The sequence below is a fragment of the Rhizobium sp. NPDC092011 genome, from assembly GCF_044756305.1.
Classification (GTDB): domain Bacteria; phylum Pseudomonadota; class Alphaproteobacteria; order Rhizobiales; family Rhizobiaceae; genus Rhizobium.
In genome coordinates, this window is record NZ_JBIVSO010000002.1 from 1,307,464 (window position 1) to 1,325,505 (window position 18,042).

Genomic DNA, 18,042 nt, shown 5'->3' on the forward strand with positions numbered 1-18,042 from the left:
ACATGCAGTTTACGCATGGGTGACATGATGCTTTGGCGCTTTTAGTCCGTGAGGCACAGCCTATATAAGGAGGCATCAGATCGACGGCGGCACCAATCACGGAGCTGCGAGATCTTCAGATCCTCGAAAGGGACTAAAAATGAACCTGACCCGCTCTTTCAACAACTGGCGCAAGTATCGTCAGACCGTAAACGAACTCGGCCGCATGAGCGCCCGTGAACTGCACGACCTCGGCATCGACCGCGCCGACATCCATCGCGTTGCTCGCGAAGCCACCGGCCGCTAATCGCCGGATAGGCTTCGCCCACTCGCGAAAGCCTTCTCAACGCCCGTTGCGGACCTCCGCGACGGGCGTTCTTTTTGTTCATTGTGCACCGCAACATTTTATAATTCGCGACGAGCCATTCGCAGGACGCAAGCCGTCCAAATTCTAAGCATTGGTGGGTTTTTGGGCGTCATATTGCACAAATGCATAGCAGACGCCTTTTATTTGCACTGCACAAAAGGCGCGTTTGCGCCTATATAGAGTGCAACAGCTGAGGCGGTAATCGTACCGCCCGCAAACAAGATACCGAGGACAAGATCATGAACCCGATTCGCATTGCAAAGAACTGGATCAGCTACCGCCGCACTCTGAACGAACTCGGCAACCTCTCCAGCCAGACCCTTTCGGACATCGGCGTCAGCCGCTATGAAATCCGCAACATCGCTGCTCGTTCCTTCCGTTAATCGTAGGGAATTGCAGACTGCTTCAAGACGGCGCCCTTCGGCGCCGTTTTTGATTCCAGGCGATGGGGACGCGTCGCAATCGCAAGGCCGTGGCGCAATTTCGAGCGGCATGCTTTGGTAAAGCGATTGGATCGTCGCCCTGCCCGTGATAATGACGCCCGCATGACACAGACCAGTTCTCACTCTCCCATTCACGTCATCGGCGGTGGCCTTGCCGGCTCGGAAGCTGCATGGCAAATCGCCAATACCGGTGTCCCTGTGATCCTGCATGAGATGCGTGGTGTGCGCGGCACCGACGCGCACAAGACCGACGATCTCGCCGAGCTTGTATGTTCGAATTCGTTTCGCTCCGACGACGCCACAAGCAATGCGGTCGGCGTCATCCATGCCGAAATGCGCATGGCTGGCTCGCTGATCATGGCATGTGCCGACAGGCATCAGGTGCCGGCCGGCGGTGCGCTCGCAGTCGACCGCGATGGCTTTTCCGCCGCGGTAACGGAGGCTATCTCGAGCCACCCGCTGATCACTGTCGTGCGTGAAGAGATCCAGGGATTGCCGCCGAAGGAGTGGGACCAGGCGATTATCGCGACGGGACCGCTGACCGCACCCGGGCTTGCCAGCGCCATTCAGGCCGAAACCGGCGCCGATGCCCTCGCCTTCTTCGACGCCATCGCGCCGATCGTCTATCGTGACAGCATCGACATGGATATTTGCTGGTATCAGTCACGCTATGACAAGGTTGGACCAGGTGGTACGGGCAAGGACTATATCAACTGCCCCATGGACGAAGCGCAATACGGCGCCTTCCTGGATGCCCTGATCGCCGGTGACGCCGTCGGCTTCAAGGAGTGGGAAGGGACGCCTTATTTCGACGGCTGCCTGCCGATCGAGGTCATGGCCGAGCGTGGGCGCGAAACGCTGCGCCACGGGCCAATGAAGCCGATGGGCCTGACCAATGCGCATAATCCCACGGTAAAAGCCTATGCCGTGGTGCAGCTGCGCCAGGACAATGCGCTCGGCACGCTGTACAACATGGTCGGCTTCCAGACGAAGCTGAAATACGGCGCACAGGCCGAGATTTTCCGGCTGATTCCGGGGCTCGAAAATGCGGAGTTCGCACGCTTGGGCGGCCTGCACCGCAACACCTACATCAACTCCCCGACCCTGCTTGACCGCTCGCTGGTGCTGAAATCCCGACCAGGCTTGCGTTTTGCAGGCCAGATTACCGGCTGCGAAGGTTACGTGGAGAGCGCCAGCATCGGGCTGCTCGCGGGTCGTTTCGCCGCGGCGGAGCGCAAGGGCGAAGCGGCATCACTGCCGCCCAATACCACCGCTCTCGGCTCGCTGCTCAACCATATCACCGGCGGACATATCGTCTCCGACGAAGAGCCAGGCAAGCGTTCCTTCCAGCCGATGAACATCAATTTCGGGCTTTTCCCGGAGCTGGAGCCGGGCTCGATCGTCAAGCCGGAAGGCGTCAAGCGCTTCCGCGGCAAAGACAAGACGATCATGAAGCGCCAGCTCATCGCCAAGCGTGCGTTGGCCGATTGTGCCAGCTGGCTCGGCGTGCCGGCTCCGACGTTTCCGAAAAAAGCGGCTGAAATCTGAAGCTTTCTAAAGCGCGTCGCAATCTTTCAGATTCGCTTCACGCGCTTTAGCTCTTTGATTTCACGCATGTCGTAGCAGCAAAAACCGCTGCACACTTTTGCGCGACATGCTCTAGGTTTCAGGCCTTTGCCGGCGGCGCGTGATGCTCAAGCCTCTCATCGCCGCCGCCTGCGACGTAATTGCCGAGTAGCCAGAGAGAGACTTCCGCGGCTTCATCCGGCGTCTTGAACTCGAAAGTGCCGTTGTGATGCGGTACGTCCAGAAACTCGACCGTCAGGCCGCGGCCGGTTCCCGAAAGCTTGGCACGCGCCCTGCCGGGCTCAATCAGATGAACGCTGAAATGATTGCGCACATTGCGCATGAAGCCCGCTTTGTCGTCATGCAAGCGCACGAAAAGCGCCTGCCCATCGGCCGTCGTCTGCAGCTGACGGATTGCCTCGGTCGGGAAAGCGCGGCCGAACTCCAAAATGGCAAGGCCGGTATCGTGCAGGCCGTCTTCCTTGTTCTGCGATGCCATGCGCGTCGCGAAATAGGCAAAAAAGATGACGATCGCAAACAGTATGCACCAGACGACAATACCCACGGCAGATCCCCCTGAAATATAAATCAAGTGCCCATCCATCTCCATAGACGGCGAGACTTGCGCGAGCTTGGTGTATTTCAGATCTTCTTTATGATCGCTGATATCGCCATGCGCATCTGCCGGCGCCATTGCGGCAGTGCCAGCGGGCGATCGAAGATGCCGGCCCCAAGCGACTGGGCCTTCTTCAAAACCGGTTCGGCCAGTGTTGCCGGCAGAAACGCTGGAAACACGGCCGCCGGTATGGGAGCGGCCGCCCTCGCCTTGGCAAGGTGCTCGCGGCCAAGTCCGGCAAATGCCTCGACTGCCACGGAAATGCGCGCCTTGTCCTCGCCGGCGAGGAAGGAATCACGATCGAGGCCTGTCGCCGACAGAATTTCGATCGGCAGATAAAGTTGGCCGCGATGACGATAGAGCGGCATCAGCAACAACAGCCCGGCAATCGCCTGAGCGACACCGGCATGGCCGGCGGCTTCGGCCGAGAGCTTTGCTTCCTCCGACGACAGGACCAGGCTGGCAAGCTGAATCAGCGCCGATGCCGTTTCACCGGCATAGCCTTCCAGATTGCCGCGGGTCTCCATCGGGTCGTCATAAAGATCGAAGATGCGCGCATCGATCATGTCGATCAACGTCTGCCGCGGCAAACGGTATTGTTCGATGGCGTTCAGGAGTTCAGCGGCAATCGGATTGGCTTCGCTGGAGCCGTGCGCCTGCCCTTCGAGAAGGTCGCGCCAGTATTGCATGCGCACTTCACCCGGCAATGGCTCGTGCACCAGATCGCGGATGCGCGCCAATTCTGCATTGAAAGCATAGAGCGCTGCGAGCGCCGGGCGCTTGTCTTCCGGTGCCAGCAGGCAGGCGAGGTAGCGATCACGATCGGTATCCCGAAGCGTAGCAAGGCAAATGTCCCTGTTGTCGCGGGGCGCGGCTGTTGTCGTCATGCTCTCGGTCCGGACGTCAGACTGCGATCAGCGCAGCAGCTACGGCACGCGACTCGGACAGCATGATATTGAAGGTGCGCACCGCCGCGCCTGTGCTCATCGGGTCCGACGAAATCTGCTTGGCGCGCAAGGCAGCCTTGAGCTCGGCAGGCAGCGGACGCAACTCCATGCCTGTGCCGACAAGCAGAACCTCTATCTCGGCTGCTTCGTCAAGAACCTTCTGGAAGCGGTCCGGGGTCAGCGCATCGCCCTGCAGCATGTCCCAGCCGTAAATGCCCGAGGGCAGGCAAAGCAGCGAGCCGCGATGCGACATGTCGGCAAAGCGAAAGCCGCCATTACCGTAAGCGTCGATCGGTGCGCGCCCGGGAAAATGCGCGTTACGGATTTCTATACCTTTAGCCAATGTATTACACCGCTGGTTTGCCTGACTGAATGTCGCCGGCGGCGGGCCCATTGCTTTCACCGCCGGTCTGGAACTTGTCCGGACGCAGCTTGAACAGGATCAGCACGGGCGCCGCAATATAAATCGAAGAGAAAGTGCCGACAGCGACGCCGAAAAGTAGCACGAAGGTGAAAGAGCGTATCACCTGGCCACCGAAAATGTAGAGAGCGAGCAGCGCCAGAAGCGTCGTCGCGGATGTCAGAATGGTCCGCGATAATGTCTGATTGATGGAAGCGTCAATCAGGATCGGCAGGGGCATCTGCGAATAGCGCTTCAGGTTTTCGCGCATGCGGTCGTAAACGACCACGGTATCGTTCAGCGAATAGCCGACGATCGTCAGAATCGCGGCAATGCCGGTCATGTTGAATTCCATGCCCGTCAGAACGAAAAGACCGAGCGTCAGTATGACGTCGTGCATCGTCGCGATGATCGCGCCGACGGCGAACTGCCATTCGAACCGCAGCCAGATGTAGATCAGAATTGCAAAAAGCGCCGCCAGCACGGCAAACGATGCAGTCGTCGTGATCTCACCGGACACAGCGGGGCCGACGACCTCGACGCGTGAGAAATCGTAGTCCTTACTCAGCTCCTCGCGAACCAGGGTTACGGCTGACTGTTCCGCGTTCTCCCCACCATCCTGTGCATGCACGCGAATAATGGCGCCCAGACGATCGGTAAGCCGCTCGACCTGCACATCGCCGGGGATGATACCCTCGAGGCGGGATTGAATATTTGTCGGATCGGCAACGCCCTGCTTGGCGCGAACCTCGATGATGGAGCCGCCAGCAAAATCGATGCCGAGATGCATACCAATCGTCGCAAAGGCAAGGAGGGTCGCGACCGATAAAGCCGCAGACACGGTGAACGTGTAACGGCGGATACCCATGAAGCGGATGTTGGCATTGTCGAAAACACCGCTGCGTACGCCGACCAGCAAAGTACGCGGTTTGCGGTGCGATATCCACATATCGACAAGCGAGCGCGTGACGAAGCAAGACGTGAAGAACGTGGTGAAGACGCCGATGATGAGGGTCGCGGCAAAGCCACGGACGGAACCGCTGCTCGCATAGAAGAGAATGGCAGCGACGATCAGCACCGTCAGGTTGGCATCCGCAACCGTCGCAGCCGCCCTGTTGAAGCCGTGGCGAAGCGCATCGACAAGGAGATGCGTCTTCTTTTCTTCCTCGCGCACACGCTCGTAGATCAGCACCAGTGCATCAAGCCCGATACCGATGATCAGCACGATAGCGGCGACGCCCGGCAACGTCAGCGCTATGCCGAACAGTCCCATGATCGCCACGACCATGGTGATATTGATGATCAGTGCGATGGTCGCGACAACGCCCAGCAAGCGATAGAAGCCGATCATCAGCGCGGTCACAAACACCGCCGCGGCGATACAGGCTATGATGCCGTAACGGGCCGTCTCGCTGCCAAGGCCGGGCTGAATGGTTCGCTCTTCGACGGGTGTGAGCGTTGCAGGCAATGGCCCGCTCTTGACCATGACGGCCAGATCCTGCGCGCCGCGCGCCGTGAAGTCGCCGGGAATGTCAACCTCTCCCGTTGCGATCACGGTCTTCAGCACAGCCGTCGAGATTACCTGATCATCCAGCACCACGACGACGATCCGGCCGAGGTTGCTTGCCGTCGTTTGCGCAAAACGGTGGGCGGCTTCCGGCGTCAGCTTGACGGAAACCGTGCCGTCGCCGTTCTGATTGTTGACCATCGCGGTCGCATCGGCAAAATCCACGTTAGAGAGAACGGGTTGCCGCTGGACCAGATAGCCGACCGGCGGATCATCCTCCGAAAACATGACGTCGGACCCGGCCGGAGGATGACCATCCATGGCGTCCTGAACCGACATCGATTGATCGATGAAACGGAAGCTCAATTCCGCGGGCTGGCCGAGAAGGTTCTTCAATCGCTGCGGGTCGGCAAGATCGGGCACCTGCACGGCAATACGATCGCGCCCCTGGCGGCGGATCAACGGCTCGTCCACTCCCAACTGTGCGATGCGATCGTGAATGATCTTTATCGACCGGGCGACTGCGGAAGCGACGTGGCTGTCGATATCCTCATTGGTGATATCAAGCGTCATCGCGCCGTTGTCACCCTGGGAAAGCTTGACGGCCGGCTTGTCCGATCCCGCCGTAAGCGGTCGCAACGCCGTCAATGCGGCCTGGATCTGCGCGGGATCGTTGATCTTGAGTTCGATCTTCTGTCCGGTTCCGGTCAAGCCGGAATAGGCGATATTGACGGTGCGCAATCGGGTTCCGATATCGCCGACGATATCCTCAAGGCGATCCTTCTCGATATCGTCCCGTTCGATCTTCAACAGGAGATGCGAGCCGCCGCGCAGATCGAGCCCAAGTCCGATCTTTCTATGCGCCCACCAGGAAGGGAGAGAGGAAATGGTGCGCTCCCCAAGCAGGTTGGGAACGGCAAGGAGCACGCTCAAGAGAACGGCGAACCAGATCAGGGTGGTCTTCCACCAGGAGACGTGCAGCATCGCTCTCTCGAATTTTTGGCTTCTCTACTGCGCCCCAGTCTCCCCGAGGTTTACCAAGGGCGCAGTAACACCTTGAATTTGTGCACAGTCCCTCAAGAAAGTCGATTCCGATTTTCGAGGACATGCACTCGTCAGGCGAGCTGCCTGCACGGGAGAAGCTTACGCAGCGTCGGCCTTGACGGGCTCGCCCTTGACGCGAACTTCCGAAATGGCGCTGCGGACGACGCGAATGCGAACGCCGTCTGCGATTTCGACTTCGAGTTCCTTGTCGTCGATGACCTTAGTGACCTTGCCGACAATGCCGCTGGTAACGATCTGATCGCCGCGGCGAATGTTCTTCAGGATCTCGTCACGCTTCTTCGCCTGTGCACGCTGCGGACGGATCAGAAGGAAATACCAAACGACCATCAGCGGTACAAACAGGATGATCATTTCAAAGCCGGATCCGCCGAAAGCGCTGGCGGCCGAATCTGTCGCGCTCTGCGCATATGCGTTGGTGATAAACATCGAGAACTCCCTTGAACTCCTTGCGGGAACCGGGCCCCGCGTCAGGTGGCCGGAATATAGTTACGCGCATGGCGATTGCAACAAAAACAGCCGCCAACCGTACCGTTTTCCCGGTCTCTTAGCCTTTCAGGCCAGAAAGGAGCATGATACCCGGCAAGACAGCGCGCGCATTTTACGACTTTCTTGTTCAATATTCAGGAGGAAAACGGTGACTGAAGACCAAAACGCCCTGATCCTTGCCGAAGTTCGTCGCCTTGCCGATGCCGTCGAACGTCTGGCCGGACCGGCTCCGGCCATCAACGACTGGAATGCGGCCGACTGCTTCGTCTGGGCTCCGGCCCGGCTTCATCTGCAGCCCGTACCGCGGCCGAACCGGGTGGCGATCACCCTCATTCGCGGCGTCGACCATGTGCGCGACATTCTGCACGAAAACACTTTGCGCTTCGCGGACGGCTTTGCCGCCAACAACGTCCTGCTCTGGGGCGCGCGCGGCATGGGCAAGTCCTCGCTCGTCAAGGCCGTCCATGAGGATGTACGCCGCGCAACCGGCGTATCGCTGAAACTCATCGAAGTGCATCGCGAGGATATCTCCTCGCTGCCGGTGCTCCTCGACATTCTGAAGGCAGCGCCGCACCGCATCATCATTTTCTGCGATGACCTCTCCTTCGACCACGACGACACCGCCTACAAGTCGCTGAAGGCAGCGCTCGACGGTGGCGTCGAGGGCCGTCCGGACAACGTATTGTTCTATGCCACATCCAACCGTCGCCATCTGCTGCCGCGTCACATGATGGAGAACGAACAATCGACAGCGATCAATCCGTCGGAAGCCGTCGAAGAGAAGGTTTCCCTCTCCGATCGCTTCGGTCTCTGGCTCGGCTTCCACAAGTGCAGCCAGGAAGACTACCTGCAGATGATCGACGCCTATGCCGACCATTTCAAGCTCGACCTCGACCGCGCCAAAATACACCACGAGGCGCTGGAATGGGCAACGACACGCGGCGCAAGATCGGGCCGCGTTGCGTGGCAATACATCCAGGATCTCGCAGGACGGTTGCGCATCGTGCTCGAGCGCGACTGACCGGACACGTTCAATACCCTAGCGCGCTTCGCGATCACTCGGGCTCACTTCTCGCGCTTTAGGTCTTTGATCTCACGCATATCGTTGTCGCAAAGCCGCTTAACACTTTTGCGCGACATGCCCTAAACGACAAAAAGCCCGGCAAACACCGGGCTTTTTGCAGAGTCCTTGAGACGCACTACCTATTCAAGGAACGTCATTGGGTTGACCGGAGCGGAGTTCTTCCGGACTTCGAAATGGAGCTGCGGCTGGCTGACGTTGCCACTCATGCCCGATGTTGCGAGGGTCTGACCGCGCTGAACCTTCTGTCCGCGAGCAACGCTGAGCGCATCCGCATGGCCATAGACCGTGACCGTACCGTCGTCATGGCGAACGAGAACCGTGTTGCCGAGTTCCTTGAGGCCATTGCCTGCATAGATGACAACGCCATTCTCGGCTGCCTTGATCGGCGTGCCTTCGGGAACGGAGATATCGATACCGTCGTTGCGGCTACCGTTGACGTTGGCGCCGTAACCGGCGACGACCGCGCCGCGAACCGGCCAGCGATACTTGCCGATGCCGGTCGCCTCAGGCGCATCCGCCTGCGTGTCGGACTTGGCGGCATCGTTGATCGACTGGCTCGGAGCGATCGAAGCGACCTCTTTCGCCTTCGGAGCGTCAGCTGCGGCGACCTTGGGTGCCTGCTTTGCAGCGGACTCTGCCACAGGCACGGCGCCCGGTTTGACCGAGACCTTCTGCGGCTCGATGGAGGCCGTCTTGACCGGATCGGCAGCAGCGACTGCACCATGTGGCAATGCCAGCGCCTGACCGATGCGAATGCTGTCGCCGGCCTGCATGTTATTCGCCCGCTTCAGTTCGGCGACGCTAACGCCGCTTTCCTTGGCAATTCTCGCCAGCGAGTCACCCGGCTTGACGACATAGCTGCCGGCACCCTTCGGGCCGGGGCCCTTTCCGTTACCGGCGGCAAGCTTGTTCGGATCAGGAAGACCGGCCTGAGACTTGCCGCGCATCTGATTGCCTGATGGCAATGCAAGTGCGTCCTGCTGCGGAGCCTTGACGGGGCCTGGCATCTTGCCGCCCTTCGACAGATCGGTGGCTTCCGAAGCCATCTTGGCCGGACTCGAGGCGCCTGCACCGTTCTGGGTCGGAATGATGATCTGCTGACCGGGCTGCGCACCGGCACCGTTGCGCAGACCATTGGCCCGCAGAATCTCCTTCTCGGGAACGCCATAGCGACGCGACAGCAATGCGATGTTTTCACCCTGATGCAGGGTCACGCTCGGAGCATTGACGGTGGTCCATCCGGGAGACATCTGCGGCGTAGCGGCGGCATTCCTGATCGTACCGGTCGACAGAGTATCGGGCGCGAGCGCCGGAGCGTTGCGCGAACCGTTGTTGTGCGACGCCGGGAACGGCTGGGCCAGAGCTTCGTTTTCGGCCCGGGAGACTGCTCGCGAACGGGCGATCTCGGCAGATGCGCCGGGAGGAGCAAGCTCGGAACGCTGGATCGCCACCGGCGCAGCAGATGCCCGTGCGCTGGAATAAGAGGGTTTATAGCGGGCCGGTGAGTTCGGATAGGGTTGCGATACCGGTGCGCTCTGCTGTGAATAATCCTGCTGGCCGTAACCGCCTGCCTGGGCGACATCGGCGCGCGGCACGGGATCCCCGTTCGGACCGTTGAGACTGCGACGGTTTATCGAACCCGTCGTCACATTGTCCGTCTTGTTGAAGAGCCCGCTGAAACGGGTCGTGTCTGAACTACAAGCTGTTGCAGTGCTCGCCAGAAGAATGGCCACAAGGACTTTCCCTGCCGATTTACCGAAGTTTGAAGAAAGACTGAAACCCATGACTCGACCCACTTAAGACGCAACCGATTATGGGTCGATTAAAGCGCGTTAATCTTACCATGCGGTTAAAGCACTGGTGCGACATGTGTTTTTTTGAGGAATTGCTAACCATAGAAAAAAGAAGCAGCCTTCGGCCCCGCCGTACCGGCTACTTCAACCGGAAATAGGCCTCAAAGATAGGAGGCGAGCATCGGCACGATTGGCTGATAAGGAACGTCGAAAAGCTCTTCGCGCTCGAAGCGACTTCCGGTTTTCGTCAACCGCACCAGGCGGCAGACATCCTCGGAAACGATCAGGGGTGCGATCATGGAGCCGCCCGAAACCAGCTGCTCGGCATAGAAGCGCGGCATGGTCGAAAAGGCTGATGTCACCAGGATGCGATCGAAAGTCCCCTCGCCCTGCAGCCCGGCACTGCCGTCTGCCTGACGGATGATGACATTGCGCAGACCGAGCGCGTCCATGCGCTGCTGCGCTGCTGTCGTCAGCGTCTTGTAGCGATCGATGGTCAACACTCGCTCGACGATTCGGCCCATGACGGCGGCGGTGAAGCCGCTGCCGGTCCCAATTTCGAGAACACGATGGCCAGGCTTGATCTTCAAGCTGTGAAGGATGCGCACGACGAGGTCGACGCCTTCCATGAAGGCGCCGCACTCGATCGGAATCGTCCGGCTGGAATAGGCGTCATCGGCAAATTGCGGCGGCACAAAAGGCAGGCGCGGCGTCTGCTCGACGGCCGTCATCAGATCGATATCCAAGATGCCTTCAGCCCGCAGCCGCAAGACTACCGCTGCAAAGCCTTCCTTTTCCACCAAACGAGGCGTCAATCCGTTACTCCATACCAAGCGCCCGCGCCACGCGGTCTTGCGCCGAATAATCCGTCAGATCCAGTTTCAAAGGCGTTACCGAAATGCGATTTTGCTTCAGCGCCTGAATATCCGTTCCCGGACGGAAGATGCCGCTGCGTTCACCGAACCGCAGCCAGTAGTACGGGAAGCCGCGACCATCCGCGCGCTCCTCCACCTGAACGTTGAAGGCAAGATTGCCCTGCGCCGTCACCTCCGTCCCGGCGACTTCGTCCGGGCGGCAGTTCGGGAAATTCAAATTCAGGAAAGTGCCGTCGGGAAGATCGACGTCCAGCAGCTTGCCGAGCAGGGCCGGCGCATGAGTCTCCGCCACTTCCCAGGGTACGATGCGGGCGCCGTTGTCGTAGACATAGGCCTGACTCAGCGCGAAAGAACGAACACCCTGAAGCGTGCCTTCGATCGCCCCCGCGATGGTTCCGGAATAAGTGACGTCATCGGCTACGTTCGAGCCCGAATTGACCCCCGAAAGGATGATATCGGGTTTCTTGTCCAGGACCTGCCGGATGGCCATGATGACACAATCCGTCGGCGTGCCGCGCAGCGCAAAGTGCTTGTCGGAAACCTTTCGCATGCGCAGAGGCTCGGACAGGCTCAGAGAATGTGCAAGGCCGCTCTGATCGGTCTCAGGCGCAACGACCCAGACATCATCAGACAAAGTGCGGGCGATGCGCTCCAGAGCCGCAAGACCTTCGGCATGAATGCCGTCGTCATTGGTCAAAAGTATGCGCATCACCCCACCGCCTTGTTATTTATGCTGCTTTCTCGATCCTCGTCACACCACCCATATATGGCAGCAGTACGTCCGGGACAGTGACAGAGCCGTCGGCGTTCAGATAATTCTCAAGCACCGCGATCAGGCAGCGGCCGACGGCCGTGCCGGAGCCGTTCAACGTGTGAACGAACTTCGTGTTCTTGTCTTCCTTGCCGCGATAGCGAGCGTTCATCCGACGGGCCTGGAAATCGCCGCAGACCGAGCAGGAAGAAATCTCGCGATAGGTATCCTGCCCCGGCAGCCAGACTTCGAGGTCGTAGGTCTTGCGGGCGCCGAAGCCCATGTCGCCGGTCGACAGCGTCATGACGCGATAATGCAGGCCAAGGCGCTTCAGCACCTCTTCGGCACAGGCCGTCATCCGCTCGTGCTCGGCAACGGAGCTTTCGGCATCGGTGATCGACACGAGCTCGCACTTCCAGAACTGATGCTGACGCAGCATGCCGCGCGTGTCGCGACCGGCAGAACCCGCTTCCGAGCGGAAGGACGGCGTCAGCGCCGTGAAGCGCAGCGGCAGCTTTTCCTGTTCGAGAATTTCGCCGGAGACGAGATTGGTCAGCGTCACTTCGGCTGTCGGAATCAGCCAGCGGCCATCCGTGGTCTTAAACAGATCCTCAGCGAACTTCGGCAGCTGGTTCGTACCGAACAAGGCCTCGTCACGCACCAGCAACGGCGCGCTCACTTCGGTATAACCGTGCTCACTCGTATGGAGATCCAGCATGAACTGGCCAAGCGCCCGCTCGAGACGCGCCAACTGCGACGTCAGCACCGTGAATCGCGAACCGGAAAGTTTCGTAGCGCGCTCGAAATCCATGTAGCCGAGCTCTTCGCCGATGTCGAAATGTTCTTTCGGCTGATGGTTCCAGGTCGGCTTGGCACCCCAGGCATGCTTGACGACATTGTCATTCTCGTCCTTGCCGACGGGCACATCGTCAAACGGGATGTTCGGGATGCGTGACAGCGCGTCGTTGAGCTCGGCCGTCAGCACGCGCTCCTGCTCTTCCGCGGCGGGCAACGAAGTCTTGATGTCGGCGACTTCGGCCTTCAGCTTCTCGGCAAGCTCGCTGTTTTTCTGCGCCATGGCCGCGCCGATCTCCTTGGACGCGGAGTTGCGGCGGGACTGCATATCCTGGACGGACTGAACGACGGACCGGCGCTTCTCGTCGAGCGCGATGAGGCTTTGCGACAGAGACTCCATACCGCGCTTGGCAAGCGCTGCATCGAAAGCCTCGGCATTCTCACGAATCCATCTGATATCAAGCATCTTCGTTCCAGGTCGTTTCACATGATTACAGCTCCGACCGAGACTTCGGTCGGAGGTCGAAACGGCAAATACCTGAGAAACGAGGCTGAGACTTTCTTCGCCTAGACGTCAATCCGTCTTTGCAACGTCGGAACTCTCGCCACTCTCTTCAAGCGCTTGCCGGGTACGCTGGCGTTCCACGAGTCGCGCCGCGTAGATTGAAATCTCGTAGAGAAGGATCGTCGGCAGTGCAAGACCGATCTGAGACATCGGATCCGGCGGCGTCAGCACGGCCGCGACGATAAAGGCGAAGACGATCGCGAACTTGCGCTTCTCCGCCAGCCACGTCGACGTCAGCAGGCCGACGCGCGCGAGCAGCGTGGTGATGACGGGCAGCTGGAAGACAAGGCCGAAGGAGAAGACCAGCGTCATGATCAGGCTCAGATATTCCGAGACCTTCGGCATCAGCGCGATACCCACCTGACCATCGCCAGGGGCCTGCTGCATCTTCAGGAAGAACCACATCACCATTGGGGTGAAGAAGAAATAAACGAGTGCCGCACCCATCAGAAACAGGATCGGCGATGCGATCAGGAAAGGCAGGAATGCAGAGCGCTCGTTCTTATAAAGACCGGGCGCGACGAACTTGTAGATCTGGGCAGCGATGATCGGAAAGGAGATCACCAGCGCTCCGAACATTGCGACCTTCACCTGGGTGAAGAAGAATTCCTGTGGCGCGGTATAGATCAACTCGGCCTTTGCAAGGTCGAGATGCGCCCATTCGACGGCCCATTTGTAGGGATAGACCAGATAGTTGAAGAGATGCTTTGCGACCGCGAAACATGCGATGAAGGCAATGAAGAACGACACCAGCGACCAGATGAGCCGCGTGCGCAATTCCATGAGGTGTTCGATAAGCGGCTGCGGCTTATCGTCGATATCACCCGTCATGCCTCGTCCTTCTTCTTCGGCGTTGTCTTGCTGGCTGTAGCACGCTTCCTGGGAGCTGCGGGCGCTTTCGCTACATCGGCGGTTGCCACTTTACGTGGCGCGCGCTTGGGCTTTTCCGTGACAACGGGTGTCTTTACAGCTGCGGCAACCACTTCGTCTGCCTTCGCTGTTGTCCTGGCACGCGGCTTCTTAGGCTTGGCAGCAGCAGGTTCGTTCGCAACGGCGACCGGTGTCGGGGGAAGCACCGGCGCTGGGTTGCTTGGCGCAGACGTTGCCGCAAGCGCCTCCGGCAAGCCGGCCGAAACGCCCGGCACCGGCCCTTCCGGCAATGGCGTAGCGGCGACTGCAGGTTTATCCGGCGTCGCCGACCGTTGCAGATCGGCCTTTATCTCGTTGCCCATCTCGCGTAGCGGGTTCATAGCCTCCCGCAGCGAATTGACCGGATTGAGCTTCTGCGCGTCGGCAATCGTCTGGCGTACGTCATCCAGATCCGCTTCACGCATCGCTTCATCGAATTGGGCACGAAAATCGCCGGCCACCTTGCGGGCCCGCGCCGTCATCTTACCGATTGTCCGCAGCGTTGCCGGCAGTTCCTTCGGGCCAATGACCACCAAGGCCACGACGGCAATAACCACCAGCTCCGACCAGCCTATATCGAACATGCAAAGGCTCCTAGGCGCACGGGAAGCCGTCAGGCCTCCGCTTGCCCGACTGTTTACTTGGTTTCGTCAGCCTTGTGCTCGACAGTGCGAGACGTCGTCGATGCCGTCGTCTGCGTCGAGGTTTCATCCTCGTCGCTCATACCCTTCTTGAAGCTCTTGATGCCCTTGGCGACGTCACCCATCAGCTCCGGGATCTTTCCACGACCGAACAACAACAGCGCGATGGCCAGGACGATGAGCCAGTGCCATATGCTTAGAGAACCCATTGCGATAACTCCCGATTTCAATGTCCTCACGATGTAAGACGTTTGCATATGTTTTTCAAACAACAAAATGCACTGCATCCACGCATATCGGGATGACAAACGCCGCTAGAGCGCCGTGCTTCCCCAGGGAAGCACAAAGGTCGCTCTATCTCTTTCACTATACGCATCAGGCTTTCCGAAAATCTTGTCAGATTTTCGCGCCGATGCTGTTGCGGCGACCGAGCGTCTCCGGGTCAGGAGGATGGGGGCATAATCGCATCTACTGATGGCAAAACAGAGACCTGTTGCCAGATTTTGAAAGAAAAGACTAATATTAAGAGAGGCGATACTGCCGAAAAGGCTCAATCGTCCGAAGAGCCGCCGGTGGGCGAAAGCAGGCCCAGCTCTTCCAGATCCATCTGCGTAATCGGATCCTCGTCTTCCGTCAGCTCGTCACTCATGAGAGGCGACGGAATATTGAAATTGGCTGGAATACGGCCGGATAGAAGCCCTGCACCCTTCAATTCCTCGATACCGGGCAGGTCGCGCAGTTCCTCCAGACCGAAATGATCAAGGAAATCGCGGGTTGTTCCGAGCGTGACCGGCCGACCGGGGGTGCGGCGGCGACCGCGAAAGCGGACCCAGCCGGATTCCATCAGCACATCGAGCGTGCCTTTGGATGTCTGCACGCCGCGGATGTCCTCGATTTCGGCGCGCGTCACCGGCTGGTGATAGGCGATGATAGCCAGCACCTCCAGCGCGGCACGGGAAAGCTTGCGCACCTCGCTCTCATCACGCCGGATCACAAATGAGAGATCGGCTGCGGTGCGAAAGGCCCAGGCACCGTCGATCTGCACGAGATTGACGCCGCGCATGGCATAATCGGCCTTGAGTTTCCGCATGACGGCGGCGACGTCGACATCTTTCGCGACGCGGTCGGCGATAAATGCCTCCGAAACAGGCTGCGCGGAAGCGAAAACCAGCGCTTCGGCGATACGCTCGGCCTCGGTGGAGCGACGATCGTCAGCCCCCGGCGTCAAAGTTTCAGGTTCATTATCCAGCTGATCGTCGTGCGGCTCGGTCACGTTCGCATCCCTGCCCTATTCCGCAGCTTCAAGCGAGGAATGCTTCGGCCCACGCCGCATGTAAAGCGGCTGAAACGCGCCATCCTGGCGAATTTCCATCTGCCCTTCCCGCACGAGCTCGAGCGACGCCGCGAAAGCGCTGGCGATGGCCGTCACACGGTCATTAGCGCTTGTCATGTAGCGCAGCAAATAGTGTTCCAAGGCTGTCCAATCGGTGATCTCGCCGATCATGCGGTCCAAGATGACGCGGGCATCCGCAAGCGACCAGACCCGGCGCTTCTCGATCGTCACCTGCGTGATCGCCTGTCGCTGCCGCAAGCCGGCATAGGCGGTCAGCAGATCGTAGAGGCTGGCATCGAAGGCGGACTGGCGCCGATCCGGAATATGCTCGGGCGCACCGCGAACAAAGATATCGCGGCCGATACGATTGCGGTTGACGAGATTCGTTGCCGCATCGCGCATGGCTTCGAGACGCTTCAGGCGGAAGGCGAGCGTCGCCGCCATCTCCTCGCCTGTCGGACCGTCTTCCTTGCTCTGCTGCGGGATGAGCAGCTTGGATTTAAGATAGGCAAGCCAGGCAGCCATCACGAGATAGTCGGCCGCAAGTTCGATGCGAATGCGCCGGGCTCGATCGACGAACAAGAGATACTGCTCTGCAAGCGCCAACACCGATATTCTGGATAGATCGACTTTCTGGGTGCGGGCCAGGTGCAGGAGCAGGTCGAGCGGGCCTTCAAAGCCGGCGATATCGATGACCAGAGCCGGCTCGTGCGAGCCGCGCTGCGTCTCGCCATCTTGCCAGATCTTGTCCATCGGTGTCGCCGCCTGCTGTGGCTTTTCCGTGCCGCTTACCTTGTTCACCCGTCAGCTCCTCGGAGTCCGGTTCTATGCCACCGCAAACATCGCATCGAATTCGGCGCGAAGCGCGGCTTCGTCGGAACCGTCATTCTTTCCGAACGCCGCTTCGACAGCCTTTGCACGTGCCAGCGATGCTCCCGCAAGCGCGGGAACATTGCCAACCACCTGCCGCATCTCGTCCATGACACCGTTGCAATGCAGCACGATATCGCAGCCGCCTGCAATAATATTCGCTGCGCGTTCGCCGATCGTGCCCTTCAATGCATTCATCGAGGTATCGTCGGATAGGAGCAGCCCTTGGAAGCCGATATAGCCGCGGATGATCTCCTCGACCACCTTGCGCGATGTCGTGGCCGGATTGTTCGGATCGACGTCCGTGAAAACGACATGGCAGGTCATTGCCATCAACTCATCCTTCAATGCGACGAAGGGCGGGAAATCATGGGCCTCAAGTTCCGCACGCGGTGCGGAGACGACGGGCAGCTCGTGATGCGAATCGGCAAATCCACGGCCGTGACCAGGCATGTGCTTCATCACGGGCAGCACACCGCCGGCCTTCAAACCTTCCGCCGCAGCACGTCCCATTTCCGTTACCGTTACTGGATCCGACCCGTAAGCACGATTGCCGATGACGTTGCTCGATCCCTCCACCGGAACGTCCAGCACCGGCAGGCAATCGACATTGATACCGAACTTCAGCAAATCGAAGGCATGAAGCCGGGACATCAGCCACGCGGCACGCAGACCGCGCTCACGATCCTGGCGATAGATATCGCCCAAAGCCTGCCCGGAAGGATAATGCTGCATGATAGGCGGGCGGATTCGCTGTACCCTGCCGCCTTCCTGATCGATGAAGACAGGAGCATCGCGCCCCACGCTGTCACGCAAGGACGCAACGAGATCGGCGATCTGCGCCGGCTCGGAAATGTTGCGTCCAAACAGGATAAAGCCCCAAGGCTGCTCTCCCTGATAGAAGGAGCGTTCTTCGGGCGTGATAGCATGGCCGCTGCAGCCAAGGATCATGGATTTCGATTCGGTCATATCCGAATCATAGAGGCTGGCGCCGCGAAACGCGAGTGACGTCAAGGCGAGATACACAAGAACGGCGCGATCGACCCGAGA

The 18,042-nt window shown here is 59.5% G+C and carries 19 protein-coding genes; 4 read left to right on the forward strand and 15 right to left on the reverse strand.

All coding sequences use genetic code 11. The features are described from left to right. Nucleotides 1-139 precede the first annotated feature (139 nt). The 3 genes from ACIQJ2_RS14740 to trmFO all read left to right on the forward strand — a co-directional run bounded on the left by ACIQJ2_RS14740 (nucleotide 140) and on the right by trmFO (nucleotide 2,337). On the forward strand, nucleotides 140-286 hold the full coding sequence (locus tag ACIQJ2_RS14740; RefSeq protein ID WP_081615319.1) for a DUF1127 domain-containing protein: 147 nt from the start codon (nucleotides 140-142) through the stop codon (nucleotides 284-286). Between the two features lie 299 nt (nucleotides 287-585). Beyond that, complete coding sequence (locus ACIQJ2_RS14745; protein WP_069611985.1) at nucleotides 586-729, forward strand: DUF1127 domain-containing protein; 144 nt, start codon at nucleotides 586-588, stop codon at nucleotides 727-729. A 162-nt stretch (nucleotides 730-891) separates the two neighbouring features. Beyond that, nucleotides 892-2,337, forward strand: a complete 1,446-nt coding sequence (gene trmFO, locus ACIQJ2_RS14750) for a methylenetetrahydrofolate--tRNA-(uracil(54)-C(5))-methyltransferase (FADH(2)-oxidizing) TrmFO (protein WP_400672838.1) — start codon at nucleotides 892-894, stop codon at nucleotides 2,335-2,337. Nucleotides 2,338-2,455: 118 nt separating this feature from the next. Here the strand turns inward: trmFO and ACIQJ2_RS14755 are convergent, their stop codons facing one another. From ACIQJ2_RS14755 to yajC, 5 genes are all read right to left on the reverse strand, one after another. Continuing rightward, nucleotides 2,456-2,920 carry a hypothetical protein gene (locus tag ACIQJ2_RS14755; protein ID WP_400672835.1) on the reverse strand — a complete coding sequence of 155 codons (465 nt, stop codon included), beginning with the start codon at nucleotides 2,918-2,920 and terminating at the stop codon, nucleotides 2,456-2,458. Between the two features lie 77 nt (nucleotides 2,921-2,997). Beyond that, complete coding sequence (locus tag ACIQJ2_RS14760) at nucleotides 2,998-3,858, reverse strand: phytoene/squalene synthase family protein (RefSeq protein ID WP_400672833.1); 861 nt, start codon at nucleotides 3,856-3,858, stop codon at nucleotides 2,998-3,000. Between the two features lie 16 nt (nucleotides 3,859-3,874). Continuing rightward, complete coding sequence (locus ACIQJ2_RS14765) at nucleotides 3,875-4,261, reverse strand: Mth938-like domain-containing protein (RefSeq protein ID WP_199150292.1); 387 nt, start codon at nucleotides 4,259-4,261, stop codon at nucleotides 3,875-3,877. A gap of 4 nt (nucleotides 4,262-4,265) precedes the next feature. Further along, nucleotides 4,266-6,809 carry a protein translocase subunit SecDF gene (gene secDF, locus ACIQJ2_RS14770; protein WP_400672831.1) on the reverse strand — a complete coding sequence of 848 codons (2,544 nt, stop codon included), beginning with the start codon at nucleotides 6,807-6,809 and terminating at the stop codon, nucleotides 4,266-4,268. A 159-nt stretch (nucleotides 6,810-6,968) separates the two neighbouring features. Beyond that, complete coding sequence (gene yajC, locus ACIQJ2_RS14775) at nucleotides 6,969-7,316, reverse strand: preprotein translocase subunit YajC (protein ID WP_184702120.1); 348 nt, start codon at nucleotides 7,314-7,316, stop codon at nucleotides 6,969-6,971. A gap of 208 nt (nucleotides 7,317-7,524) precedes the next feature. Here yajC and ACIQJ2_RS14780 point away from each other — a divergent pair, with 208 nt between their 5' ends. Beyond that, on the forward strand, nucleotides 7,525-8,397 hold the full coding sequence (locus ACIQJ2_RS14780; protein ID WP_199150294.1) for an ATP-binding protein: 873 nt from the start codon (nucleotides 7,525-7,527) through the stop codon (nucleotides 8,395-8,397). Between the two features lie 182 nt (nucleotides 8,398-8,579). Here ACIQJ2_RS14780 and ACIQJ2_RS14785 read toward each other — a convergent pair whose 3' ends face one another. The 10 genes from ACIQJ2_RS14785 to nagZ form a co-directional block, all read right to left on the reverse strand. Beyond that, complete coding sequence (locus tag ACIQJ2_RS14785) at nucleotides 8,580-10,244, reverse strand: peptidoglycan DD-metalloendopeptidase family protein (RefSeq protein ID WP_400672829.1); 1,665 nt, start codon at nucleotides 10,242-10,244, stop codon at nucleotides 8,580-8,582. 170 nt (nucleotides 10,245-10,414) lie between these two features. Then, nucleotides 10,415-11,068 (reverse strand): protein-L-isoaspartate(D-aspartate) O-methyltransferase, encoded by a 654-nt coding sequence (locus ACIQJ2_RS14790; RefSeq protein WP_400672827.1) that lies wholly within the window; start codon nucleotides 11,066-11,068, stop codon nucleotides 10,415-10,417. 4 nt (nucleotides 11,069-11,072) lie between these two features. Beyond that, the gene (surE, locus tag ACIQJ2_RS14795) at nucleotides 11,073-11,837 is read right to left on the reverse strand and encodes a 5'/3'-nucleotidase SurE (RefSeq protein ID WP_400672825.1); all 765 of its coding nucleotides are present in this window, start codon (nucleotides 11,835-11,837) and stop codon (nucleotides 11,073-11,075) included. A gap of 19 nt (nucleotides 11,838-11,856) precedes the next feature. After that, on the reverse strand, nucleotides 11,857-13,140 hold the full coding sequence (serS, locus tag ACIQJ2_RS14800) for a serine--tRNA ligase (protein ID WP_400672823.1): 1,284 nt from the start codon (nucleotides 13,138-13,140) through the stop codon (nucleotides 11,857-11,859). Between the two features lie 108 nt (nucleotides 13,141-13,248). Beyond that, a complete protein-coding gene (gene tatC, locus ACIQJ2_RS14805) occupies nucleotides 13,249-14,070 on the reverse strand; it encodes a twin-arginine translocase subunit TatC (RefSeq protein ID WP_199150299.1) in 822 nt (273 codons plus the stop codon). Beyond that, nucleotides 14,067-14,732 carry a Sec-independent protein translocase protein TatB gene (gene tatB, locus ACIQJ2_RS14810; RefSeq protein ID WP_199150300.1) on the reverse strand — a complete coding sequence of 222 codons (666 nt, stop codon included), beginning with the start codon at nucleotides 14,730-14,732 and terminating at the stop codon, nucleotides 14,067-14,069. The genes tatC and tatB overlap by 4 nt, the downstream gene beginning before the upstream one ends. Before the next feature lie 53 nt (nucleotides 14,733-14,785). Beyond that, complete coding sequence (locus ACIQJ2_RS14815; protein WP_199150301.1) at nucleotides 14,786-14,998, reverse strand: twin-arginine translocase TatA/TatE family subunit; 213 nt, start codon at nucleotides 14,996-14,998, stop codon at nucleotides 14,786-14,788. Between the two features lie 341 nt (nucleotides 14,999-15,339). Beyond that, the gene (gene scpB / locus ACIQJ2_RS14820; protein ID WP_400673090.1) at nucleotides 15,340-16,038 is read right to left on the reverse strand and encodes an SMC-Scp complex subunit ScpB; all 699 of its coding nucleotides are present in this window, start codon (nucleotides 16,036-16,038) and stop codon (nucleotides 15,340-15,342) included. A gap of 39 nt (nucleotides 16,039-16,077) precedes the next feature. Then, complete coding sequence (locus ACIQJ2_RS14825) at nucleotides 16,078-16,923, reverse strand: ScpA family protein (RefSeq protein WP_199150303.1); 846 nt, start codon at nucleotides 16,921-16,923, stop codon at nucleotides 16,078-16,080. A 24-nt stretch (nucleotides 16,924-16,947) separates the two neighbouring features. Further along, a complete protein-coding gene (gene nagZ, locus ACIQJ2_RS14830) occupies nucleotides 16,948-17,961 on the reverse strand; it encodes a beta-N-acetylhexosaminidase (RefSeq protein WP_400672819.1) in 1,014 nt (337 codons plus the stop codon). Nucleotides 17,962-18,042: the final 81 nt, after the last annotated feature.

Excerpts from the sequence above, each read along its gene's own strand:
- ACIQJ2_RS14740 (WP_081615319.1), top strand. The coding sequence starts at position 140 with ATGAACCTGACCCGCTCTTTCAACAACTGGCGCAAGTATCGTCAGACC.
- ACIQJ2_RS14745 (WP_069611985.1), top strand. The coding sequence starts at position 586 with ATGAACCCGATTCGCATTGCAAAGAACTGGATCAGCTACCGCCGCACT.
- trmFO (WP_400672838.1), top strand. The coding sequence starts at position 892 with ATGACACAGACCAGTTCTCACTCTCCCATTCACGTCATCGGCGGTGGC.
- ACIQJ2_RS14760 (WP_400672833.1), bottom strand. The coding sequence starts at position 3,858 with ATGACGACAACAGCCGCGCCCCGCGACAACAGGGACATTTGCCTTGCT.
- secDF (WP_400672831.1), bottom strand. The coding sequence starts at position 6,809 with ATGCTGCACGTCTCCTGGTGGAAGACCACCCTGATCTGGTTCGCCGTT.
- yajC (WP_184702120.1), bottom strand. The coding sequence starts at position 7,316 with ATGTTTATCACCAACGCATATGCGCAGAGCGCGACAGATTCGGCCGCC.
- ACIQJ2_RS14785 (WP_400672829.1), bottom strand. The coding sequence starts at position 10,244 with ATGGGTTTCAGTCTTTCTTCAAACTTCGGTAAATCGGCAGGGAAAGTC.
- surE (WP_400672825.1), bottom strand. The coding sequence starts at position 11,837 with ATGCGCATACTTTTGACCAATGACGACGGCATTCATGCCGAAGGTCTT.
- serS (WP_400672823.1), bottom strand. The coding sequence starts at position 13,140 with ATGCTTGATATCAGATGGATTCGTGAGAATGCCGAGGCTTTCGATGCA.
- tatC (WP_199150299.1), bottom strand. The coding sequence starts at position 14,070 with ATGACGGGTGATATCGACGATAAGCCGCAGCCGCTTATCGAACACCTC.
- tatB (WP_199150300.1), bottom strand. The coding sequence starts at position 14,732 with ATGTTCGATATAGGCTGGTCGGAGCTGGTGGTTATTGCCGTCGTGGCC.
- ACIQJ2_RS14815 (WP_199150301.1), bottom strand. The coding sequence starts at position 14,998 with ATGGGTTCTCTAAGCATATGGCACTGGCTCATCGTCCTGGCCATCGCG.
- nagZ (WP_400672819.1), bottom strand. The coding sequence starts at position 17,961 with ATGACCGAATCGAAATCCATGATCCTTGGCTGCAGCGGCCATGCTATC.